Origin of the sequence: Pseudomonas sp. GL-RE-29, assembly GCF_019947275.1 — a bacterium.
GTDB classification, from domain to species: Bacteria; Pseudomonadota; Gammaproteobacteria; order Pseudomonadales; family Pseudomonadaceae; genus Aquipseudomonas; species Aquipseudomonas fluorescens_A.
Window position 1 is genome coordinate 88,321 of record NZ_JAGYGD010000002.1, and the last position, 22,345, is coordinate 110,665.

18 protein-coding genes are annotated in these 22,345 nt (G+C 60.5%); 1 reads left to right on the forward strand and 17 read right to left on the reverse strand.

The window, feature by feature from the left end; all coding sequences use genetic code 11:
• Positions 1-14 precede the first annotated feature (14 nt).
• Positions 15-1,295, forward strand: a complete 1,281-nt coding sequence (locus KGB21_RS02175) for an MFS transporter (RefSeq protein WP_223503358.1) — start codon at positions 15-17, stop codon at positions 1,293-1,295.
• Here the strand turns inward: KGB21_RS02175 and gspM are convergent.
• From gspM to KGB21_RS02260, 17 genes are all read right to left on the reverse strand, one after another.
• Positions 1,288-1,719, reverse strand: coding sequence for a type II secretion system protein GspM (gspM, locus tag KGB21_RS02180; RefSeq protein WP_223503560.1), 432 nt, complete (start codon positions 1,717-1,719; stop codon positions 1,288-1,290). The two genes, KGB21_RS02175 and gspM, sit on opposite strands and share 8 nt — an antisense overlap.
• A 23-nt stretch (positions 1,720-1,742) precedes the next feature.
• Positions 1,743-2,843: a type II secretion system protein GspL gene (gspL, locus tag KGB21_RS02185; protein ID WP_223503360.1), complete on the reverse strand. Its 1,101-nt coding sequence runs from the start codon at positions 2,841-2,843 to the stop codon at positions 1,743-1,745.
• Positions 2,840-3,670: a general secretion pathway protein GspK gene (locus KGB21_RS02190; protein WP_223503362.1), complete on the reverse strand. Its 831-nt coding sequence runs from the start codon at positions 3,668-3,670 to the stop codon at positions 2,840-2,842. The genes gspL and KGB21_RS02190 overlap by 4 nt, the downstream gene beginning before the upstream one ends.
• Positions 3,667-4,197, reverse strand: coding sequence for a type II secretion system protein GspJ (locus KGB21_RS02195; protein ID WP_223503364.1), 531 nt, complete (start codon positions 4,195-4,197; stop codon positions 3,667-3,669). Before KGB21_RS02195 ends, KGB21_RS02190 begins: the two co-directional genes overlap by 4 nt.
• Positions 4,190-4,573: a type II secretion system minor pseudopilin GspI gene (gene gspI, locus KGB21_RS02200; RefSeq protein WP_034148628.1), complete on the reverse strand. Its 384-nt coding sequence runs from the start codon at positions 4,571-4,573 to the stop codon at positions 4,190-4,192. The genes KGB21_RS02195 and gspI overlap by 8 nt, the downstream gene beginning before the upstream one ends.
• Positions 4,566-5,033 (reverse strand): type II secretion system minor pseudopilin GspH, encoded by a 468-nt coding sequence (gspH, locus tag KGB21_RS02205; RefSeq protein WP_034148627.1) that lies wholly within the window; start codon positions 5,031-5,033, stop codon positions 4,566-4,568. The genes gspI and gspH overlap by 8 nt, the downstream gene beginning before the upstream one ends.
• Positions 5,034-5,036: 3 nt before the next feature.
• On the reverse strand, positions 5,037-5,471 hold the full coding sequence (gene gspG / locus KGB21_RS02210) for a type II secretion system major pseudopilin GspG (RefSeq protein ID WP_223503366.1): 435 nt from the start codon (positions 5,469-5,471) through the stop codon (positions 5,037-5,039).
• A 165-nt stretch (positions 5,472-5,636) separates the two neighbouring features.
• On the reverse strand, positions 5,637-6,842 hold the full coding sequence (gene gspF / locus KGB21_RS02215; RefSeq protein WP_034148625.1) for a type II secretion system inner membrane protein GspF: 1,206 nt from the start codon (positions 6,840-6,842) through the stop codon (positions 5,637-5,639).
• A gap of 3 nt (positions 6,843-6,845) precedes the next feature.
• Positions 6,846-8,327 (reverse strand): type II secretion system ATPase GspE, encoded by a 1,482-nt coding sequence (gspE, locus tag KGB21_RS02220; RefSeq protein WP_223503367.1) that lies wholly within the window; start codon positions 8,325-8,327, stop codon positions 6,846-6,848.
• Entirely contained in the window at positions 8,324-10,243 is a 1,920-nt protein-coding gene (gene gspD, locus KGB21_RS02225) for a type II secretion system secretin GspD (protein ID WP_223503369.1), read from the reverse strand. Before gspD ends, gspE begins: the two co-directional genes overlap by 4 nt.
• Positions 10,244-10,251: 8 nt before the next feature.
• Positions 10,252-10,791 carry a type II secretion system protein N gene (locus KGB21_RS02230; protein WP_223503371.1) on the reverse strand — a complete coding sequence of 180 codons (540 nt, stop codon included), beginning with the start codon at positions 10,789-10,791 and terminating at the stop codon, positions 10,252-10,254.
• Between the two features lie 7 nt (positions 10,792-10,798).
• Positions 10,799-11,365, reverse strand: coding sequence for a cytochrome b (locus KGB21_RS02235; RefSeq protein WP_317846700.1), 567 nt, complete (start codon positions 11,363-11,365; stop codon positions 10,799-10,801).
• A gap of 54 nt (positions 11,366-11,419) precedes the next feature.
• Positions 11,420-12,886, reverse strand: coding sequence for an N-acetylglucosamine-binding protein GbpA (gbpA, locus tag KGB21_RS02240; protein WP_034148622.1), 1,467 nt, complete (start codon positions 12,884-12,886; stop codon positions 11,420-11,422).
• A gap of 296 nt (positions 12,887-13,182) precedes the next feature.
• Positions 13,183-14,250 (reverse strand): uroporphyrinogen decarboxylase, encoded by a 1,068-nt coding sequence (gene hemE, locus KGB21_RS02245; RefSeq protein ID WP_034148621.1) that lies wholly within the window; start codon positions 14,248-14,250, stop codon positions 13,183-13,185.
• 248 nt (positions 14,251-14,498) lie between these two features.
• Entirely contained in the window at positions 14,499-15,917 is a 1,419-nt protein-coding gene (locus tag KGB21_RS02250) for an FAD-dependent oxidoreductase (RefSeq protein ID WP_034148620.1), read from the reverse strand.
• Positions 15,918-15,950: 33 nt separating this feature from the next.
• The gene (gltB, locus tag KGB21_RS02255) at positions 15,951-20,396 is read right to left on the reverse strand and encodes a glutamate synthase large subunit (RefSeq protein ID WP_223503373.1); all 4,446 of its coding nucleotides are present in this window, start codon (positions 20,394-20,396) and stop codon (positions 15,951-15,953) included.
• 350 nt (positions 20,397-20,746) lie between these two features.
• Positions 20,747-22,336, reverse strand: coding sequence for an AAA family ATPase (locus KGB21_RS02260; RefSeq protein ID WP_034148618.1), 1,590 nt, complete (start codon positions 22,334-22,336; stop codon positions 20,747-20,749).
• Positions 22,337-22,345: the final 9 nt, after the last annotated feature.

Sequence of the window (22,345 nt, forward strand, 5' to 3'; positions counted from 1 at the left end):
TTTTGAGGTTCAACGTGAAAACTGCTGTCGCTCCACTTGCCCATGAAGTTCCACCTGCCGTGCAGGACGATGTCGTCGCTGAACTCAAGGAGATCTACATCGAAAAAGGCACGCCGGCGTTCATGCGTACGGTGCTGGCGCTGTTCTGCGGCGGCTTCGCGACCTTCGCCCTGCTCTATTGCGTGCAGCCGATGATGCCGCTGTTGTCCCACGAATATTCGATCAACGCGGCACAGAGCAGCCTTATCCTCTCGGTGGCTACCGGGATGCTCGCCATCGGCCTGCTGATCACCGGCCCGATCTCAGATCGCGTCGGGCGCAAACCGGTAATGGTCGCGGCGCTGTTTGCCGCCGCACTGTGCACCATGGCCAGCGCGATGATGCCGAGCTGGCAGGGGGTGCTGGTGATGCGCGCGCTGATCGGCTTGTCGCTGAGTGGTCTGGCCGCGGTCGCCATGACTTATTTGAGCGAAGAAATTCATCCGCAACACATCGGCCTGGCGATGGGCCTGTACATCGGCGGCAACGCCATCGGCGGGATGAGCGGGCGGTTGATTACCGGGGTGTTGATCGACTTCGTCAGCTGGCACACGGCAATGCTGGTGATCGGCGGCCTGGCCCTGATTGCAGCGGCGGTGTTCTGGAAAATCCTCCCCGAATCGCGCAACTTCCGCGCCCGCTCGCTGCACCCGCGCAGCCTGATCGACGGTTTCACCATGCACTTTCGCGATGCCGGTCTGCCGTTGTTGTTCCTCGAAGCCTTTGTGCTGATGGGCGCGTTCGTCACCCTGTTCAACTACATCGGCTATCGCTTGCTGGCCGAGCCGTACCACATGGAGCAGGCCTTCGTCGGCTTGCTGTCGGTGGTGTACCTGTCGGGCATCTACAGCTCGGCAAAAATCGGCTCGCTGGCCGACAAGCTCGGTCGGCGCAAAGTGCTTTGGAGCACCATCGTGTTGATGCTCGGCGGTCTGGCCCTGACGATGTTTACCCCGCTGCCGCTGGTGATCATCGGCATGCTGATCTTCACCTTCGGCTTCTTTGGTGCCCACTCGGTAGCCAGCAGCTGGATCGGTCGCCGCGCCACCAAGGCCAAGGGCCAGGCATCGTCGCTGTACCTGTTCAGTTACTACGCCGGCTCGAGCATCGCCGGCACCGCGGGCGGTGTGTTCTGGCACGTGGGTGGCTGGAACGGCATCGGTTTGTTCATCGGTGCGCTGCTGGTGATCGCGCTGCTGATCGCGTTGAAGCTGGCGAAGTTGCCGCCGTTGCCGGGCAGCGGCGCAACTATCTGAGCACCATCCGCGCCTCCAGCACGGCATCACGTTTTTCCAGCGTCAGCGATTGCAACGCAACACCGTCGCGCTCGATGCGATCCAGCCAGGGCAGCAATGCCATGGCGTCGCCGCTGAGGGTCAGGCGCAACAGTTCGTTGTCGCTGTCCATCTGATGCAGCTCAAGCCCGGCCGCGGAGGCGCTTTCGCTGATACGCAAGGACAGGGGTTGATCGACGGATTGGGGAACATGACTGCGGGGGCGCGCCTGTTGCAGCTGCGCCGCCAGCGCCAGTTGTTGCTGATACTGACGCTCCGCTGCTGCAAGCCGCTGTTGCGTCGGTTGCCACACCAGACTGAATGCCGCGACACTCAGGACAAACACGCTCAGCCCGAATATCAGGCGTTGTTCGCACAGGGACAGACGCTGCCAGCGCTGCAACATCAGCGTTCTAAACTGTTTTGGATTCATGCCTCTTGCTCCACGGTCAACGTCGCTTGCACCCGGTCGCGGTCCTTGCTCGCACTGTCGATCCGCACCGGCAAGCCTTGTTGTCGCCCACGTTCGCGCAGCAACTCCAGCTCGGCAAAGCTGTTGGCGGTCAGCTGGATTTTCCAGCCATCGCCCTCGCGAAACTCGATGCGCTGCACTTCGACATTGCTCGCGCCGATCACTTGCTCGACCATTTCGACAAGGCCGGTGGTTCGACTGGCTTTTGGTTGGGCACCCTGGTTTTGCAGGGCTTTGAGCTGCGCCGCGAGGTCGACGATGCGAGTCTGCTCCGGATACAGCGTTTTGAACTGTTGCTCGCTGCGGCTGTAGAGCTCGCGGCTTTCGTTTTCGAGATGGTGGATTCGCGCCTCACTAGCGCCCCAATTCAGTAGCAACAACATCAATATTGCCAAACCGCCGAGACGCCAAGGCAGACGCTTTTCACCCAGCGCGAAATCACCGTGCAGCAGGTTGATCGCCTGCCCATGACCGCCGCTCAACCACTGATCAACATTCTCCCGGCGCTCGTCGCGCCATTGAATATCCGAGGGCAAGACCGGCCTGAGCAGCGCCAAACCTTCATCCGCCAACGTCATGCGAGCCGGCAGCCCGCCGCCCAGTATCCAGCGCCCGAACCACCACACACCCAGCGGCTGATCTTGTGGCAACAGATCGGCATCGACGAAAACCGAGCGTACTTCAACGCCCATTTCAGCCAACAACGCGAGCACGGCGGCAAGGCGTTCCCGATCGATCACCATCACCGGATAACGCCCTTGCGAATCGCGAGTGCCGACGCTCAGGTGCAGTTTCTCCAGCGACTCACTCAGCTGTTCTTCAACGGCGAAGGCAATGGCTTGTGCGTCGGGCCGGCGCCTGGAGGGCCACGGATCACTGCGCAACCAACTGCACAATTCCATCGGCAACATCAGATCGACTGCCTGCCCTTTGAGAATCTGCGCCGCCTGATTCAAAGGCATGAGCTGTCGTTGACCGGCCGACGACCACACGCAGCACGGCCAGTCGACCGACGGCGAGGCCAACCCCTCCGCTGTCAGGTAAAGCCAGGATTTCATTGGGTTATCTCATGGGTATTGGACGGCAGAATTCGCCGTTGCAGGATTTTCAGTTGTCGCGTCTTGGGCTCGCGTTCGACATCGGTGGCCAGGCGCAAACGGCTCTGCCCTTGATTCACCTCAACCGTGATCCGGTACCAGCGGCTTTCGATGCCCAGGCCGTGACTGCTCAAGCCCAACCCGTCGAGCAGCGGATCCTGCGTGAACGCCTGAACGCTCGGCCATGGCGCCGTGGAGCGCTGGCTCAACAGCGCATCCGCCTGCGTGGCGTCGATGCCATTGAGTGTGCGTAGCACCAGCTCCGGGGCGGTGTTGATGTTCAATGCAGCGTCCGTGTGCAACAGGGCAACCCAAGGCTCAAGTTGACGCAAGAGCTCGCCGTCGACACCCGGTAACAGGCGTAGCTGACTCAACTCTCGTAACGCGCCTACTTGCTCCAGTTGCAAAGCAGGCAGTTGCAGCAACTCCAGCAATCGCGCCCAACGATTGAGCGTGACCTGATCAATCTGCCCCTGAATCAACAGGGCATTGAGATTGAAGCGCCCGGCCAGGTCTTCGATGTCTACGCGGATCTGAGCGTCTTCAATATCAAAAACGGTTGCCGGGTCAGGGAGAACATCACTGTTCTTTTGCTGAGCCTGGAGCTGCGCCACCGCCCAGGTTTCCCCGGCCAAACCGAGCTGGCGCAAGTGCATCTGCTGCAACTGCTGAGCGCTGCTTTGCAACAACAAACGATGACTGCGCAGCACGCTACCGATGATCAACAACGCCAGGCTCATCACCAGCAAAACGCTAATCAACGCCACGCCACGTTGATGTGCCTTCATGGCAATGCAGCCGGTAATGACAGCACGCGACGTATCGTCTCGAAACGCCCCGCCGACACCTGCATCTCAAGCGCCAGCGGCGCCTTGCTGCTCTGATCATTGCGCCAGCCTGTCTGGCCATCAAACAGTCGCCAGCTCAGGTGCCGAACGTCATCGAGCAGTTTCTGTTGTTGCACAATCAACGTGCCTTCGCCTTGGCTGTCGCGCCACAGCGCCCCGTTGTCGAGACGGTAGGTCAGCGCCTGGCGTTCGCTGCGCGGTTGGTCCAGCGGATTGCGCCAGTTGCTGCGCTGCAACTGCAGCCGGGCTTGCTCAAGCACGATGGGTTGCTCAGTGATGTGCAAGAGATCGCGTTCGATCACGGCCACAGCGCGTTGCAAACTTCTGAATTCACGCTCGTGGGCCGTGGTGGCCTGCTGAACGCGTACGACACCGTCGAACAGCGTCCAACTGGCCAGCCCCAGCAGCGCGAAGATCGCCAGGGCGATCACCAGCTCAAGCAAGGTGAACCCGGCCTGCTTATTCATGGCGATTGGCAATCGAGCTGCTGACGCGGTGCAAAATCTGGTCGCGACCGACAAGGCCGACCTCGATGTCGACCGTGAACAGCCGTGAGTCGCTCGCGGTTTGAATGCGCTGACGCACGACCCAGTCGCGGCGGTCCATGCGCACCAACCCTTGCGACTGCCCGATAGCGAGGCCAGGTTGCAGGCGCAGTTCGTTCAATCGGTTATCAGCCACCCACGCTGCCAGCAGACGTTGTTCGACGGCAGCCGCTTGCTTGAGCACATATTGGCTGGCGGACAACACGGCCGTCGCCAGCGTCGCGAAAATCGCCAGGGCAACCATGATTTCCAGCAGGGTGAACCCGTCCGCGCGCGATATGATCGACGGCCTAGCCATCAATCACCACCTCGCCGACGCCATCGCTGGACAGGCTAAACCAGCTCCGGTTTTTGGTCTCGAATGTCAGCGTGAACGGGCTGGTTTCGTCGCTGCTGAGCATCAGCAATTGCGGCGGACCTTCGTCTGCGCCCAGGTTCACGGAGTAACCATAGTGCGTCAGGCGCAGGCGCAAATTGTCGGGCCAGAAAAAAAGCGCCGATACCGGTTCCCAGCCTCGAAGACCTAGCCGCATCGCACGGTAGCCGCCGACACTCAACCGCACACCGTACTCCCGACTTTCGAGCACCGCCCGTTCGCGCAAATGGCGAATTACGCCTGCCAGCCCATCAGCCTCTTGCCTGGCCAGGCGCGCCGGATCGACGACGGTGGCAAAACTCACCACGCCCACCAACACACCGATCAACACGATCACGATCATCAGTTCCAACAAGGTAAACCCCCGAGAGCGACGCAGCATGAATCAACCACCCCAGTTGCCAATGTCGGCCGCATGACCTTCGCCACCCACCGCCCCATTGGAACCAAGGGAGTACAGGTCATAGGTGCCATCGACCGATTTCACGCCAGGATTGAGGTATTGATAAGGCGTGCCCCACGGGTCAACGGGCAGCGACTTCAGATAACCCTGAGGGTTCCAGTTGCGCGCCGCCGGCAGCCCGGAAGGACGTTTGTTCAAGGCTTCCAGACCCTGTTGCGTCGAGGGGTACTGGAGGTTGTCGAGGCGATACATTTCCAGGGCGGTAGAGATGGCCTGGATATCGGTTTTGGCGGCCGTGACTTTGGCTTGATCGGGTCGGCTCATGAACTGCGGCACCACAATGGCTCCGAGAATGCCGATGATGACCACCACCACCATGATTTCGATCAGGGTAAAGCCGCGCTGGAAACGCGACACTGAACCCGTGGCGAGGGAGCTTGCTCCCGCTGGACTGCGCAGCAGTCCCCCTCTATCGGGTGATGAGGGTCCGCTTCGCGGCCCAGCGGGAGCAAGCTCCCTCGCCACAGGACTTTGTTCATCTTGAGAGTGCTTAACGTCATCGCTGCGTAGGGATTGCATGGATCAATTCACCAATTGGTTGAGGCTCAGAATAGGGAGCAGGATGGCCAGGACGATCAGCAGCACGACGCCGCCCATCAGCACGAGCATGGCCGGTTCGAACAGGCTCACCACCAGGGCAATGCGCGCGGCCAGGCTGCTTTCCTGCTGCTCGGCGGCGCGGGCCAGCATGCGGTCGAGTTCACCGGCGCGTTCGCCGCTGGCGATCATGTGCAGCATCATCGGCGGGATGTCGCCGCTCAGTTCCAGGCCACGGGTCAAGGTGCCGCCTTCGCGCACTGAGCGGGCGACATCGGCCATGCGGGTTCGAATGGTCAGGTTGCCGATCACGGCGGCGGCGATTTCCAGTGCATCCACCAAGGGCACCGCACTTTTGCCGAGGATCGCCAGGGTGCTGGCGAAGCGCGCCGCTTCCATCGCCCGCAGCACTTCGCCAATGACCGGCAGATTCAACGCCAGGCGATGCCAACGCAGTCGCCATATCGGCTGGCGCAGGCTCCAGCGCCAAAGAGCGATCAGCGTTGCTAAACCGCCAATCAACAGCAGGCCATGGTTGCGCAGCCCGTCACTGGTGCTGATCAACGCGCGGGTCAGTAAGGGCAGCGCCTGACCGCTGTCGACGAAAATTTTCACCACATCCGGCACCACGAAACCGAGCAGAAAACCGACGATCACCACGCTGACCAGCATCAGGATCAACGGATACACCAACGCCATCTGGATTTTCTGCCGCGAGGCCTGGCGGGCTTGGGTGTACGCCGCCAGTTGCTCCAGCACATGGCCCAGATGCCCGGAGCGTTCACCGGCGGCCACGGTGGCGCGGAACAATTCAGGGAAGGCCTTGGGGAACTGACCCAACGCCGTGGCCAGCGCATGGCCTTCCATCACCCGGCTTCTGACCGCCGACAACAGACCGGCGACCCGGCGTTTGGCACTCTGCTTTGCAACGGCGTCGAGGGCTTCTTCCAACGGCAGACCGGCCTGCACCAGCGTGGACAATTGCAACGTCAACAACGCCAGATCCGCAGCACTCAACCTCCCTGCACCACGCGGCGTATGCGAACCCGCTACCTGGATCTCGCTCACGGCGTGCGGCCACATGCCGCGCTCACGCAACAGTTGCCGCGCATGACGCGGGTTGTCCGCCTCCAGCCGTCCCTTGCAGCGCTGGCCCTTGGTGTCGTCGGCGCGGTAATCGAAAGTCGGCATGCCTCAGTCCTCCCGCGTCACGCGCAATAGTTCGTCAAGGCTGGTCAGGCCATTGATGACCCGTTGTCGGCCATCCTGAAACAGGCTGTGCGAAGCCTTGCGCGTCTCGTCGGACAAGGCCTGCTCGCTGGCGCCTTGGTGGATAAGGGTCGACAGGGCAGGCGTCACACTGATCAGTTCGTAGATGCCGATGCGCCCGCGATAACCGTGTTGACACTGCGCACAGCCGACGGCTCTGAACAGCTGCAATGGGGCCGCACCGTCAAGCCCCAAGCGTTGGCAGGCCGTCGCATCAGCGCTATACGGCGCCTTGCAATGCGGGCACAGCGTGCGCAACAAGCGCTGGGCCAGAACGCCCACCAGCGACGACGCCAGCAGGTAAGCATCGACGCCCATGTCCACCAGCCGTGTCACCGCGCCGACCGCGCTGTTGGTGTGCAATGTCGACAACACCAGATGCCCGGTCAACGAAGCCTGGACGGCGATTTCAGCCGTCTCGCGGTCGCGGATTTCGCCGACCATCACCACGTCCGGGTCCTGGCGCAGGATTGCCCGCAAACCTCGGGCAAAGGTCATGTCGACTTTCGGATTGACCGGCATTTGCCCGACACCCGGCAGGTGATATTCGATGGGGTCTTCGACGGTGAGGATGTTGCGGGTCTGGTCGTTCAGACTGCTCAGTGCGGCATACAGGCTGGTGGTTTTTCCGGAGCCCGTCGGCCCCGTTACCAGCAGGATGCCGTGGGGTTTGCCGAGCAACTGGCGCAGGGCTGCGAGGGTGTCGCCGGGCATGCCCAAGCGCTGCAACTCAAGGCGTCCGGCCTGTTTGTCGAGCAGGCGCAACACCACTCGCTCGCCGTGGGCCGAGGGCAAGGTCGAGACGCGCACATCGACTTCATGCCCGGCCAGCCGCAGGGCCATGCGACCATCCTGGGGCACACGTTTTTCCGCGATATCGAGTCGCGCCATAACCTTGATCCGCGAGACCAGCAGCGTCGCCAGTTCACGCTTGGGCCGGAGCATTTCGCGCAATTGCCCGTCGACGCGCATACGCACCGACAGGTACTGCTCGAAGGTTTCCAGATGCACATCCGAAGCCTGCTCGCGCACCGCTTCGCTGAGCAGCGCGTTGATCAAACGGATGATCGGCGCATCGCCCTGCTGTTCCAGCAAGTCGGCAGTTTGCGGCACCTGATCCACCAGGCTGAGCAGGTCCAGTTCTTCATCCAGACCTTGGGCGACCTGCTCTGCAGCGCTTTGCCCTTCGCGGTAAGCAGCGGCCAGGCGTGTTGCAAACACCTCCGGTGGCAGCAATCGCAGCGGCAGCTCACGACCACAAACACGGCGCGCTTCCGCCAAAGCGGTAAGTGGCGTATCAGCACGTATGGCCAGGCTGCATTCAGCGCCTTCACGTTCCAGCAACACACCGAAACGCCGGGCGAAACCGAAGGGCAACGCCTCGCAAAAACCGGAAGCGCGGCTCATGGAGCGGACTTGCGCAGATCGAACACCGGCGCCTCGGAATCGGGCTCGAACAATTGCCGCGCATCCGCCGGTAGCAGCAACGAGTTGTTCTGCCCCGCGCCCCGCTGGCTCAAATCGTGGAGCGCGTTGTAGCGCTGGCGGCTGACCTCGACCAGATCTTCCTTGCTGCGCACGATGGTGGGCCGCAGAAACACCATCAGATTGCTCTTGGTCTGGGTGTCTCGGTTCCAGCGAAACAGTGCGCCGAGGTAAGGAATGTCACGCAGCAGCGGCACACCGCTTTTCTGCGTGCGCACGCTGTCGCGGATCAGCCCACCGATCACAATGATTTCGCCGTCGTCGGCCAGAATGGTGCTTTTGAGCGCGCGTTTGTTGGTGATCAGATCCGAAGAGTCGATGCCCGACACTGAGGGCGCGATGTCCGAGACTTCCTGCGCGACTTCCAGGCGCAGAGTCGAGCCTTCGTTGATGTAAGGCTTGATCTTCAGGCTGATGCCGACGTCTTTGCGTTCGACCGTGGTGAACGGATTGTCCGCGCCGCTGCTGTTGGTGGCGTAGGAACCGGTTTTGAACGGCACGTTCTGGCCGACGATGATTTCCGCTTCCTGATTGTCCAGCGTCAGCAGGCTCGGCGTGGACAACAAGTTGCTCCGCGTATTGCTGGCCAACGCCGAAATCAATGCACCGAAGCGGTCGCTGCCGAGACGCAGAATCGCGCCTTCGGGCGCCGATTTTTTTTCGTCGAACGTCAGGCCACCAACGATCGGGATGTCGGTGCCGGGGAAGTTGATGAAGCCTTTCGCATCACCTGTATTGATGCCCCACTGCACGCCTACCGCTTCGGCGATGTCTCCGGAAATCTCGACGATGGCGGCATGGATCAGCACTTGCGCCCGCGGCTGATCCAGCTGGCGCACGATACTTTCGATGGTCCTGACCTGCGCCGGCTCGGCGATCAGCACCAGCGCATTCTGGCTTTCGTCGGCCTTGATCATGAACGTCGAGCCGGTCGCAGTTTCCTTGCCACCACCCACGATCGGCAGCGCTTTTCGGCCCTGCCCCATGGTTTCCAGTATCTCGGCCAGTTGTTTGGCATCGCTGTGGCGCAAGCGGATCACCCGCGCGTTATCAGGCAGTGCCGTGGCGGGGATATCCAAGCTGCGCGCCAGATCGGCCAAGCGTTGGCGAACGGCGGGCGGGCCAATGAGGATCAGGCGATTGGTACGGGGATCGGCCAGCACCTGGATCGTAGTATCGGCATTGCGCTTGCCCAAAGCGGCTTCCATCATCGGCGCCACGTCGCTGGCCTGGGCGTGACGCAGCTGAACCACCGCGTGCAGGGTGCCCTGCCCCGAGTCGAGTTGCCGGACCACCTGGGCAATTCGTTGGGCATTGGCTGCTGTGTCGGTCACCACCAACGCATTGGCCGACACCGATGGCCCGACGTATCCATTGACCGACACCAAGGGCCGGACCAGCCCGGCAATGTCGGCGGCGCTGCTGGTGTTGAGCTCGATGACCCGGGTGACAAACTGCGAGGCCGTGGCGTTTTTTGCGGCTCCGCTGCCAGCGCGGGTTTTCGCCTCGGTCACGGGGGTAATCAGAATCCGGTCGCCCTCGTCGATCACCGTGAAGTTATGGGCATCCAGCACCGAGTAAAACAACCGGCGCACGCCCTCACGATCAAGGGCCTGATGGGACATCACCGTGATGCGCCCGGTGACTCTGGGATCCAGCACCACGGTGGTCCCGAGGATGGACGAGATTTCTTCGACGATGTCGCGCAACTCGGCGTTGTTCATCGCCAACTGCCATTGTTCTTCCGCGGCTTGCAGCGCGTGCGGCAAGGTGGCCGTCGTCAAAGCGACAAGAAAAAGCAGGGAGCGCAAGGCATGCGCGCCGTTGAAACTGTTCATGGGTTTGTTCACTCTGACGGCCCGGAAAGCGGGCGTAGATAACGCGTAGAAACGGCGGGGGTTTGTGTGTCGGCTGGCGACTCAAGCCGGCGCAGGAAACGCTCGGCAGACGGCTGCAGCGTTAATCGCTCTTCGCGACCCTTGTTCCACAGCACCACTTGATTGGCCTCGACGCGTCGCAGAACACTGCCACCCGGCAAACGCTCGCCGACTTGATACATGCGTGGGCCTTGCGCATCGGCCAGCAGCGCTTTGGACACACCGTTGCTGACGACGAAGCTCGCCTGTAGCGTCAGCGGTTCGGCACTGGCAAGCAGCGTGGATGGCGTGGCCAAGCCAAGCACCGTTGCCACTGCCGAGGCATTCAGCGGCACAAGCGCAGGCGTCGGGATTGGCGTGGCCACCGTCGATGACGGGCGAGCCAGATGCTCGCGAAATTGCCACTCCTGCCATACCGCAAAAACGCCGTAACCCACCGGCGAGGCGAGCAGGCAAACAGTGCCCGCACGCAAACCGAAGCGCGCCACAAACTTCAGTGAAAGCTTCATGAGCGGCTCACTCGAGCTGCTCATTCGAACGCTTTTCGCACAGACGCAAAGACATTCGCCGCAAGATCCGATGGCCGCACAACTCGTGCACCAGCACTGCGCCAACATGCAGAGCAATCAACCCCGAGAGAACCACGCACGCCCATACGTGAATCTTGACGAACAGTGCAACAAGCACCGGATCACTGAGCGGTTGCGCAATTTTGATTACCCCGAATACGTCGATGGGCCGATCCATCATCAACACGCCGGTCACCAGCACGACACTCACCATGAGGTAGATCAGCGCGTGAGCGAGCCACACCAACTTTTCCTCAATCGATAACAGGCTCACGCGCATGCAACGGGCGTGAGCCATAAAAAAACAGAACCGCCAGACAAAAAAGGGAATGAACACCGTGGTCAGCGACACATTGAAAAATGCGACCCAGTGTTTCGTTTTTTCGGACACATCATTACCGGCGACATAAAACCCGGATATCAAAGTCCACACGATGACTGCCGCTGAGATCCAGTGCAGTAGCACGCGTTTTTTGCAGTAACCCGAAACCGTCATTTCCAGCTCAACTTTCAACAAAAGGCTGCCTTCAGGCGACCCTTTACAGGTCGCCTGAAGAACTACGGGGACTTAGAGCTTGTTCCAGGCCATGTGCCAGTGCCCACCGACGCCAGGCTCAAAGCCGTTGGCGGTCGGGCTGTATTGCTTGCAATAGCCCGACTCGGGGAACGGCTTGCATTCAAAGACTTCGTTGGTCTTTGGCTGCAGCACTTTGGTACCGGCCTTGTACTCGCTGATGCCTTCGGGGAATACGAACTCATAGTCGGCACCGGCGCCCTCACCGGTCACGTTGACCGATTGGGTGTCCTGACGAGTGGTCCGGCCATCCAGGGTGGTGCCGACCAGTGTCAGGGTATGTGCCCCTGGATTGCTGCGGATATCAATGGCCAGCCACGCGGAACCACTGTCCACCTGTGCCGAGGTAGAACCGACCGGCTTGTTGCTCTCGTCGAACAAGGTGGCTTCAACGTTCATTTTGCGATTGGAAATGATGCTGAAATCGACCTTGGCCTGGCCCTTTTCCAGCACGTATTGCTCTTGCTTCGCAGCGACCGAGAGACGTGCTGCCGCATCTTCCTGCATGTTCAGCTGGACTTCGTAACGGGTGACGCCGCTTTCTTTTTGCGCATACAGGCTGTTGCTGCCCTTGACCGGCTCAATCGCGCCGTTTTCATCGCGAAGGCCCGCACGGATCAATGTATGAGCCTTGTTGATGGCTTCTGCGAGCTTGAACGACCAATTCTGCGGCGAACCTTCCTCTGCAGTATCGATGGAAATTTCGACGCTGTAATTCGGGCTCTCGCCATTGGCGGAAAATGCTCGAGCCTTGACCTTGTCGCCGATCAGCAACTGGGCTGAAGGGGCGATGCTGCCCACGGAGGACCAACCGCCTGGCAACTCTGGCTCCGCAAGGATGTTCACGTCTGCCGCGTTGTAAAACGCCGCATCCGTATCACCTACCGTCCAGATGGCCAGGACCACGTGCTGACCGGTTTTGTCCGTCGGGATGGTGCAGTTGTGTTTGTCGCTGTTGGACGGTCTCTGATTGCCGCCATCAACCGTGCAGAACGGCGTGCTTTCGAAGGTCGCGCGTTTCAGCGATTCGTTCGGATTCCAGCCGTTGCGGGTAATGAAATACTCATGCTTGGTGGCCGGGTGCACGGCCGTGTAGGTCCATTGGAAATCGATGTTGCGATCCTTGATTTCCGTCAGGTGCCAACGGGTAGCCGACTGGGCATCCATGGCGGAGAACAACGCGTGACCGCCACTCGCGATCTTGCCGTCCACCGGACCCTGCATCGGTGCACCACCGACGCCGGCCGGAAAGCCTTTGAAGGTTTCACCGACACTTTGTGGCTCGTATTGCGCGCCACCACAGTTGGTGTTCAGCCCTTGCTTGCAAGCCAGTGCTCGCGAAGGTGGCACTTCCAGATAGCCGTGAGCGGAAGCACTTTGAGACGCCAGCATTGCCGATAACAGGATCATTGAGGAAGTGCAGGCGGCTAACGCACTTCCTTTGTAAGAAGTATTTTTCATCTAATGAATTCCAGACTACTTATCGAAGATTAACGCGCGCAGGACGCGCGCCGTTGTTTGCGATATTGCTCAGCGTTGGGCTGAGCAAGGGTCCGAAACCTTACTTGGACAAAACCGTTTTCTATGTAGGGAAAGTCTCTGATCAAAGCAGGATCAGTCTCTCTAATCACTTTTCTGACAAAGGACGAAAAATTTCTTACATGTAGTAACACCCCAACCAAAACATGAAGTTTAAAGACATAAAAAAACCTGTCTGGCGCCAGGCCGGACAGGCTTTTTAACAACTTCCAAATGAGTTATTCGTGATACTGCGCCGACAACTCATGCACCGCGCGCAGGAAGGCGCCGGCGTGTTCCGGGTCGACTTCCGGCGTGATGCCGTGACCCAGGTTGAACACGTGACCACTGCCCTTGCCGTAACTGGCGAGAATACGGCCGACTTCGGTGCGGATCGCTTCCGGTTTTGCATACAGCACGGTCGGGTCCATGTTGCCTTGCAGCGCGACTTTGCTGCCGACACGCTCACGGGCGTTGCCGATGTCGCAGGTCCAGTCCAGACCCAGCGCGTCGGCGCCAGCGTCGGCGATGCTTTCCAGCCAAAGGCCGCCGTTCTTGGTGAACAGGATCACCGGCACCTTGCGACCTTCGTGCTCGCGGATCAGGCCGCTGACGATTTTCTTCATGTAGGCCAGGGAGAATTCCTGATACGCCGCCGCCGACAGGTTGCCACCCCAGGTGTCGAAGATCTGCACCGCTTGAGCACCGGCCATGATCTGGCCATTGAGGTAGCTGGTGACCGACTGCGCGAGCTTGTCCAGCAGCAGGTGCATGGCTTGCGGATTGTCGTAGAGCATGGCTTTGGTCTTGCGGAAGTCTTTCGACGAGCCGCCTTCGACCATGTAAGTTGCGAGGGTCCATGGGCTGCCGGAGAAACCGATCAGCGGCACGCGGCCGTTCAGTTCACGGCGGATGGTGCTGACCGCGTCCATCACGTAGCCCAGGTCTTTCTGCGGATCAGGAATCGGCAGGGCTTCGATATCGGCCAGGGTGCTGACGACTTTCTTGAAGCGCGGACCTTCACCGGTTTCGAAGTAAAGGCCTTGGCCCATGGCATCGGGGATGGTCAGGATGTCGGAAAAGAGGATCGCCGCGTCTAGTTGTGGATAGCGGTCGAGCGGCTGCATCGTGACTTCGCAAGCGAATTCCGGATTCATGCACAGGCTCATGAAATCGCCGGCCTTGGCACGGCTGGCGCGGTATTCCGGCAGGTAGCGACCGGCCTGACGCATCATCCATACGGGCGTGACGTCTACGGGTTGCTTGAGCAGGGCGCGGAGGAAACGGTCGTTCTTCAGGGCAGTCATGTCGGCATCCGGAAAAAAAGTGCGGGCATTTTCTCAGAGCGCGACGCAAAAGGCACGGCAAGCGCCGCACCTTTTGTCTATCGGGTCAATTTGTCGCAATGAATACAGGTTTGCTAACACCACAAAACACTGTGGGAGCTGGCTTGCCAGCGATGCAGGCACCTCGGTTCGTCAGATAGACCGAGGTGATTGCTATCGCTGGCAAGCCAGCTCCCACAGGTATTGCATTTCAATCTGTTGAAAAGTGATCAGACGCCCAGGTAATCCAGAATCCCTTCAGCCGCATTGCGGCCTTCGAAGATCGCCGTCACCACCAGGTCGGAACCGCGCACCATGTCGCCACCGGCAAAGATTTTCGGATTGCTGGTCTGGTGCTTGTACTGACCTTGCTCAGGCGCAACGACGCGGCCCTGGCTGTCGGTCTGGATCTCGAACTGTTCGAACCACGGCGCCGGGCTTGGGCGGAAACCGAAGGCGATGACCACGGCGTCGGCCGGGATGATCTCTTCGGAGCCCGGAATCGGCTCGGGGCTGCGACGGCCACGGGCGTCCGGCTCGCCGAGACGGGTCTCGACCACTTTCACGCCTTCGACCTTGTCTTCACCGACAATGGCAATCGGCTGGCGGTTGTAGAGGAATTTCACGCCTTCTTCCTTGGCGTTCTTCACCTCTTTGCGCGAGCCCGGCATGTTCGCTTCGTCACGACGATAAGCACAGGTCACCGACTTGGCACCCTGGCGGATCGACGTACGGTTGCAGTCCATCGCCGTGTCACCACCACCGAGCACCACGACCTTCTTGCCTTTCATGTCGACGAAATCTTCCGGCGACTTTTCAAAGCCCAGGTTGCGGTTGACGTTGGCAATCAGGAAGTCCAGCGCGTCATACACGCCTGGCAGGTCCTCACCGGCAAAGCCGCCCTTCATGTAGGTGTAGGTGCCCATGCCCATGAATACTGCATCGTATTCTTCGAGCAGTTGCTCCATGGTCACGTCCTTGCCCACCTCGGTGTTGAGGCGGAACTGGATGCCCATGCCGCTGAAGACTTCGCGGCGATTGCTCAGCACGGTCTTTTCCAGCTTGAACTCAGGGATACCGAAGGTCAGCAGACCGCCGATTTCCGGGTTCTTGTCGAACACCACCGGGGTCACGCCACCGCGCACCAGCACGTCGGCACAGCCCAGGCCCGCCGGGCCCGCGCCGATGATCGCGACACGCTTGCCGGTCGGCTTGACCTTGGACATGTCCGGGCGCCACCCCATGGCGAACGCGGTGTCGGTGATGTACTTCTCCACCGAACCGATGGTCACCGCGCCGAAGCCGTCGTTGAGGGTGCAGGCACCCTCGCACAGACGATCCTGCGGGCACACCCGGCCGCAGACTTCCGGCAGGGTGTTGGTCTGGTGCGACAGCTCGGCGGCCTGGAGGATGTTGCCCTCCGCCACCAGCTTCAGCCAGTTTGGAATGAAGTTGTGCACCGGGCACTTCCATTCGCAATACGGGTTACCGCAACCCAGGCAGCGGTGGGCCTGGTCGGCCGACTGCTGGGGTTTGAACGGTTCGTAGATTTCCACGAACTCTTTCTTGCGTTGACGCAACAGTTTCTTCTTCGGATCCTTGCGCCCGACCTCGATGAACTGGAAGTCATTATTCAGACGTTCAGCCATTGTTAAAACCTCATCAAACTCTTCAGGCGCATATCACTGCGGGTTGGCACGGGTGCTGGAAAGCAACGACTTCAGGTTGGCAGCCTTGGGCTTGACCAGCCAGAAACGACGCACGTAATCATCGAGGTTTTCGGCGAGTTCACGACCCCACTCGCTGTCGGTTTCCTCGACGTACTCATTCAGCACGCGTTGCAAATGGCTACGGTAGGCTTCCATCGCCTCGCCGCTGATCCGCTGGATTTCCACCAGTTCGTGATTGACCCGGTCAACGAAGGTGTTGTCCTGGTCGAGCACGTAGGCGAAACCGCCGGTCATGCCAGAGCCGAAGTTGTAACCGGTCTTGCCCAGTACGCAGACGAAACCACCGGTCATGTACTCGCAGCAGTGATCGCCAGTGCCTTCCACGACGGTGTGGGCACCGGAGTTACGCACGGCGAAACGCTCGCCTGCAGTGCCGGCGGCGAACAACTTGCCGCCAGTGGCGCCGTACAGGCAGGTGTTGCCGATGATGGCACTGTCCTGAGTCTTGTAGACGCTGCCCTTCGGCGGAACGATGACCAGTTTGCCGCCAGTCATGCCTTTGCCGACGTAGTCGTTGGCGTCGCCTTCCAGGTACATGTTCAGGCCGCCGGCGTTCCACACGCCGAAGCTCTGACCAGCCGTGCCCTTGAAGCGGAAGGTGATTGGCGCGTTGGCCATGCCCTGGTTGCCATGCTTACGGGCGATTTCACCGGAGATCCGCGCGCCGATCGAACGGTCGCAGTTGCAGATATCCAGGGCGAAATCGGCCCCGCTCTTGTCGTTGATCGCCGAGGCGGCCATGTCGACCATTTTCTCGGCCAGCAGGCCTTTGTCGAACGGCGGGTTGCGTTCCACACCGCAGAACTGTGGCTTGTCCGCCGGCACGTGGTCGCTGCCCAGCAGCGGGGTCAGGTCCAGGTGATGCTGCTTAGCGGTCTGGCCTTCGAGAACTTCCAGCAGATCGGTACGGCCGATCAGCTCTTCGAGGGAGCGTACGCCCAGCTTGGCCAGCCACTCACGGGTTTCTTCGGCGACGTAGGTGAAGAAATTCACCACCATGTCGACGGTACCGATGTAGTGATCCTTGCGCAGCTTCTCGTTCTGAGTCGCCACGCCGGTGGCGCAGTTGTTCAGGTGGCAGATACGCAGGTATTTGCAACCCAGGGCGATCATTGGCGCGGTGCCGAAGCCGAAGCTTTCAGCGCCGAGGATGGCCGCCTTGATCACGTCGAGGCCGGTTTTCAGACCGCCGTCGGTCTGTACCCGGACTTTGCCGCGCAGGTCGTTGCCGCGCAGGGTCTGGTGGGTTTCGGCCAGGCCGAGTTCCCACGGAGCGCCCGCGTATTTGATCGAGGTCAGCGGCGATGCGCCGGTACCGCCGTCGTAGCCGGAGATGGTGATCAAGTCCGCATAGGCCTTGGCCACACCGGCGGCGATGGTGCCGACGCCTGCTTCTGCTACCAGCTTCACCGAGACCAGCGCTTTCGGGTTGACTTGTTTCAGGTCGAAAATCAGCTGCGACAAGTCTTCGATCGAGTAGATGTCGTGGTGCGGCGGTGGCGAAATCAGGGTCACACCCGGCACCGCGTAACGCAGCTTGGCGATCAGACCGTTGACCTTGCCCCCTGGCAGCTGACCACCCTCGCCCGGCTTGGCGCCTTGGGCAACCTTGATCTGCAGCACTTCAGCGTTGACCAGGTATTCCGGAGTAACACCGAAACGGCCAGTCGCCACTTGCTTGATTTTCGAGCTCTTGATCGTGCCGTAACGTGCCGGGTCTTCGCCGCCTTCACCGGAGTTGGAACGCGCACCGAGGCGGTTCATGGCTTCGGCCAGGGCTTCGTGAGCTTCCGGCGACAAGGCGCCCAGGGAGATGCCGGCGGAGTCGAAGCGCTTGAGCACCGATTCCAGTGGTTCGATCTCGCTGATGTCCAGCGGCGTGTCGAGGGTTTTGACTTTCAGCAGGTCGCGGATCATCGACACCGGGCGGTTGTCCACCAGCGACGTGTATTCCTTGAACTTGCTGTAGTCGCCCTGCTGCACGGCGGCTTGCAGGGTGTTGACCACGTCCGGGTTGTACGCGTGATATTCGCCACCGTGGACAAACTTCAACAGGCCGCCTTGCTGGATCGGCTTGCGCGGGCTCCAGGCTTCGGTAGCGAGTGCTTTCTGTTCGGCTTCGATGTCGACGAAACGCGCACCTTTGATACGGCTTGGAACGCCACGGAAGCTCAGGTTGCAGACTTCCTCGGACAGGCCGATGGCTTCGAACAACTGCGCACCACGGTACGAAGTAATGGTCGAGATACCCATCTTCGACAGGATCTTGAGCAGGCCTTTGGTGATGCCTTTACGGTAGTTCTTGAACACCTCATAGAGGTCGCCCAGCACTTCACCGGTACGGATCAGGTCGCCCAGCACTTCGTAAGCCAGGAACGGATAAACGGCAGAGGCGCCGAAACCGATCAACACGGCGAAGTGGTGCGGATCGCGAGCGGTCGCGGTTTCCACCAGGATGTTGGAGTCGCAACGCAGGCCTTTTTCGGTCAGGCGGTGATGCACCGCGCCGGTAGCCAGGGAAGCGTGGATCGGCAGCTTGCCCGGAGCGATATGACGGTCACTCAGCACGACCTGGGTACGACCGGCGCGCACGGCTTCTTCAGCCTGATCAGCGACGTTGCGGATCGCCGCTTCGAGGCCGACGCTTTCGTCGTAGTTGAGGTCGATGATCGCGCGCTCGAAGCCCGGACGATCGAGGTTCATCAGCGAACGCCACTTGGCCGGGGAAATGACCGGCGAGCTGAGGATCACGCGCGAGGCGTGTTCCGGCGATTCCTGGAAGATGTTGCGCTCGGCACCGAGGCAGATCTCCAGCGACATGACGATGGCTTCACGCAGCGGGTCGATCGGCGGGTTGGTGACCTGCGCGAACTGCTGGCGGAAATAGTCGTACGGCGTGCGCACACGCTGGGACAGCACGGCCATCGGCGTATCGTCGCCCATCGAGCCCACGGCTTCGTAGCCCTGTTCGCCGAGCGGACGCAGCACCTGGTCGCGCTCTTCGAACGTGACCTGGTACATCTTCATGTATTGCTTGAGTTGATCGACGTCGTAGAACGCCGAGCCATGGTCGTTATCTTCCATGGTCGCCTGGATGCGCAGGGCATTCTTGCGCAGCCATTGCTTGTACGGATGACGGGACTTCAGACGGTTGTCGATGGCGTCGGTGTCGAGGATCTGACCGGTTTCGGTGTCCACGGCAAAAATCTGGCCCGGGCCAACGCGACCCTTGGCGAGCACGTCTTCAGGCTGGTAGTTCCAGACACCGATTTCGGACGCCAGGGTGATGAAGCCGTTCTTGGTGGTGACCCAACGCGCCGGACGCAGACCGTTACGGTCGAGCAGGCACACCGCGTAGCGACCGTCGGTCATAACCACGCCGGCCGGGCCGTCCCACGGTTCCATGTGCATCGAATTGTATTCGTAGAACGCACGCAGGTCCGGGTCCATGGTTTCGACGTTCTGCCACGCAGGCGGAATGATCATCCGCACGCCACGGAACAGGTCGATGCCACCGGTGACCATCAGCTCCAGCATGTTGTCCATGCTTGAGGAGTCGGAACCCACGCGGTTGACCAGCGGGCCGAGCTCCTCCAGGTCCATCAGATCGTTGGTGAACTTGGTGCGACGGGCCACAGCCCAGTTGCGGTTGCCGGTTATGGTGTTGATCTCGCCGTTGTGCGCCAGGAAGCGGAACGGTTGAGCCAGCGGCCATTTCGGCAGGGTGTTGGTGGAGAAGCGCTGGTGGAACACGCAAATCGAGGTTTGCAGGCGCTCATCGCTCAGGTCTGGATAGAAGGCGGTCAAATCCGCCGGCATCATCAGGCCTTTATAAATGATGGTTTTGTGCGAAAAGCTGCAGACGTAGTGGTCGGTGTCGGCGGCGTTGGCCACGGACGAGCGACGACGGGAGGTGAACAGCTTGACGGCCATGTCCTGATCGCTCAGGCCTTCACCGCCGATGAACACTTGCTCGATCTGCGGCAGACGCTCAAGGGCCAGACGGCCGAGGACGCTGGTATCGATCGGCACTTTGCGCCAGCCGACCAGTTGCAGGCCGGCGGCCATGATCTCGCGGTTCATGTTCTCGCGAGCGGCTTCGGCTTTGACCGGGTCCTGGTTGAAGAAGACCATGCCCACGGCATATTGCTTGGACAGTTCGACGCCGAACGTTTCCTGGGCGATGGCTCGCAGGAACACGTCCGGCTTTTGAATCAGCAGACCGCAACCGTCACCGGTCTTGCCGTCGGCATTAATCCCACCGCGGTGGGTCATGCAGGTCAGGGCCTCGATGGCCGTTTGCAAAAGGGTATGACTGGGCTCGCCCTGCATATGGGCTATCAGGCCGAAACCGCAGTTATCCTTGAATTCATCTGGTTGGTACAGACCTGCTTTCATAGACACTTTCTCACCAGGCTGCCTCTTGTCGAGGCAAATTTCTTTTCAATTCAACCACTTACCAACCGCGCCGAACGTACGCCAGCTTTGCGGGGGCAAAAGGGAGGTCATTGTACACACCGACACAGAGGCTCACAAATTTGACGACGAGATGTCGCAAATCTATGTCGCATTTGTGAAAGGTTTAAAGCGATATGCTGTGCTAGTCAAAACTTTTTTAATTCTGACCGCAACGACTCAAAGACTACTGTGACGCAGACACCACAAGGCACGCGGTCTGTAGAGACGGCGCGCACTTGCAGAAATTTTGAGGTGCTTGGAGAGGCGGCCTGGGTAAGGCCGCCGAATCTTCAGCGAGCTGTTGCCAGTTCCTGTTGGACGCTGGCGACAGAGCGTGGCCAAGGTTTACCAGCCTGAACCTTCGCTGGCAAGGCCTTGATGGCGGAAACGGCTGCATCGCGGTTGCTGAAACTGCCGTAGGTGATGACGTAAAGCGGCTTGCCGTTCAGTACTTTCTTGAAATAACGGTATTCGCCACCCTGCTCCTTGACGAAGTTCTGGGCGGTCGCTTCGGAGCTGGTGCCGAGAATTTGCACCACGTAGTTACCCGGTGCCTGACCGGCGTACCAGGTGCCGCCAGCAGCCTTGGCCACGGTAGCTGGCTTCTCGGCCGGCTTGGCTGCTGGGGCTGCTTTAGCCACCGAAGCAGGTGCTGGCGCCGGTTTGGCGGCCGGAGCAGGGGCTGGCTTGGCGGTAGCAACTTGAGTTGGCGCTGGAGTTGGTTTGGCCGCCGTAGTCGGCGCCGGACCGGCTTCAACGCCCGTAGGTGGTGCGATCGTGGTCACGGTCGGTGGCGTAGCGCTGGAACCTTCGACTGGCACGCCATCGTCGCCCTCGGTGATGCCACCGGCGGCTTCGGCCAGCGGGCCACGCATGACCGGCTGAGAATTACCGACCAACGGCAACGGCATCGGCTGCGTATTGCCAGCGAATTCGACGGACGGAGCCCCGCCAGATTGTGGCTGTCCCTGACCGAGCGGAAGTTGCGCCTGCTCGTTGGCCGGTGCACCTGTAGTCGGTGCTTTGCTGCGACCCGGCATCAACCAGGCGGCGGCTACCGCGACCACAACGACGGCGGAAATCGCCAATACGTGTTTCTTCGGCATATTGAACCCCATACTTGGACGCTTGACCGCTGAGCGGCTGGCAATCATGGCTTCGATCATTGCATCGCGGGCGACCTGGTTGATGGTGCCAGGCCAGCCGTCGGAGCTTTCGTGAATATCAGAGATCTGATCCGCGGTGAAAAGTTCGATACCCCGGCCGGCCCCTTCGAGGCGCTGTTCGAGATATTCGCGGGTTTCCTCTTCGGTGTAAGGCTGCAATTCGATGACGTGGAAGCGCTCTTCCTCGAGGTGCAAAGCCTCAAGCTGAGCAATCAGCGACGACTCGCCGAACAGGAATACATGCGGGCGACCTTCCGGTGCACCGGCTGCCAGCCCCATCAAGGCTTCAAGCGCGGACTCGTCGAGTTGCTCGGCGTCATCCACCAGCAAATAGACTTCCTGCCCGGTGAGCGCCAGTTGCACAACCTGAGCCAGAATTGCACCGATCTCGGCCTGAGCAACGTCCAGCGCCTGAGCGACTTGACGCAAGATGCCAGCCGAATCGCCGGCGCCACGGGCGGAAACCACCACGCTCTGCACCGACTGCTTGTTGGTGCTGGCCACAAGTGCCTGACGCAACAGAGTCTTGCCACTGCCATGGGGGCCTGTGACCACCAACAGCAATTGGCTATAGCGCGCCAGGTGATGCAGCTGCCCCAGCACGGGTTTGCGCTGGGCCGGGAAAAACTTGAAGCCAGGTACCCGTGGAGCAAAAGGGTCATGACTCAACTGGTAATGGCCGAGGAAAGCCTCGTCGGCATGCAAACTAGTCATCGCGATCTT

What these genes read in the sequence shown, in the direction of transcription:
- gspM (WP_223503560.1), bottom strand. Translation starts at nt 1,719, where the DNA reads ATGTTGCAGCGCTGGCAGCGTCTGTCCCTGTGCGAACAACGCCTGATA.
- gspL (WP_223503360.1), bottom strand. Translation starts at nt 2,843, where the DNA reads ATGAAATCCTGGCTTTACCTGACAGCGGAGGGGTTGGCCTCGCCGTCG.
- KGB21_RS02190 (WP_223503362.1), bottom strand. Translation starts at nt 3,670, where the DNA reads ATGAAGGCACATCAACGTGGCGTGGCGTTGATTAGCGTTTTGCTGGTG.
- KGB21_RS02195 (WP_223503364.1), bottom strand. Translation starts at nt 4,197, where the DNA reads ATGAATAAGCAGGCCGGGTTCACCTTGCTTGAGCTGGTGATCGCCCTG.
- gspI (WP_034148628.1), bottom strand. Translation starts at nt 4,573, where the DNA reads ATGGCTAGGCCGTCGATCATATCGCGCGCGGACGGGTTCACCCTGCTG.
- gspH (WP_034148627.1), bottom strand. Translation starts at nt 5,033, where the DNA reads ATGCTGCGTCGCTCTCGGGGGTTTACCTTGTTGGAACTGATGATCGTG.
- gspF (WP_034148625.1), bottom strand. Translation starts at nt 6,842, where the DNA reads ATGCCGACTTTCGATTACCGCGCCGACGACACCAAGGGCCAGCGCTGC.
- gspE (WP_223503367.1), bottom strand. Translation starts at nt 8,327, where the DNA reads ATGAGCCGCGCTTCCGGTTTTTGCGAGGCGTTGCCCTTCGGTTTCGCC.
- gspD (WP_223503369.1), bottom strand. Translation starts at nt 10,243, where the DNA reads ATGAACAGTTTCAACGGCGCGCATGCCTTGCGCTCCCTGCTTTTTCTT.
- KGB21_RS02230 (WP_223503371.1), bottom strand. Translation starts at nt 10,791, where the DNA reads ATGAAGCTTTCACTGAAGTTTGTGGCGCGCTTCGGTTTGCGTGCGGGC.
- gbpA (WP_034148622.1), bottom strand. Translation starts at nt 12,886, where the DNA reads ATGAAAAATACTTCTTACAAAGGAAGTGCGTTAGCCGCCTGCACTTCC.
- hemE (WP_034148621.1), bottom strand. Translation starts at nt 14,250, where the DNA reads ATGACTGCCCTGAAGAACGACCGTTTCCTCCGCGCCCTGCTCAAGCAA.
- KGB21_RS02250 (WP_034148620.1), bottom strand. Translation starts at nt 15,917, where the DNA reads ATGGCTGAACGTCTGAATAATGACTTCCAGTTCATCGAGGTCGGGCGC.
- gltB (WP_223503373.1), bottom strand. Translation starts at nt 20,396, where the DNA reads ATGAAAGCAGGTCTGTACCAACCAGATGAATTCAAGGATAACTGCGGT.
- KGB21_RS02260 (WP_034148618.1), bottom strand. Translation starts at nt 22,336, where the DNA reads ATGACTAGTTTGCATGCCGACGAGGCTTTCCTCGGCCATTACCAGTTG.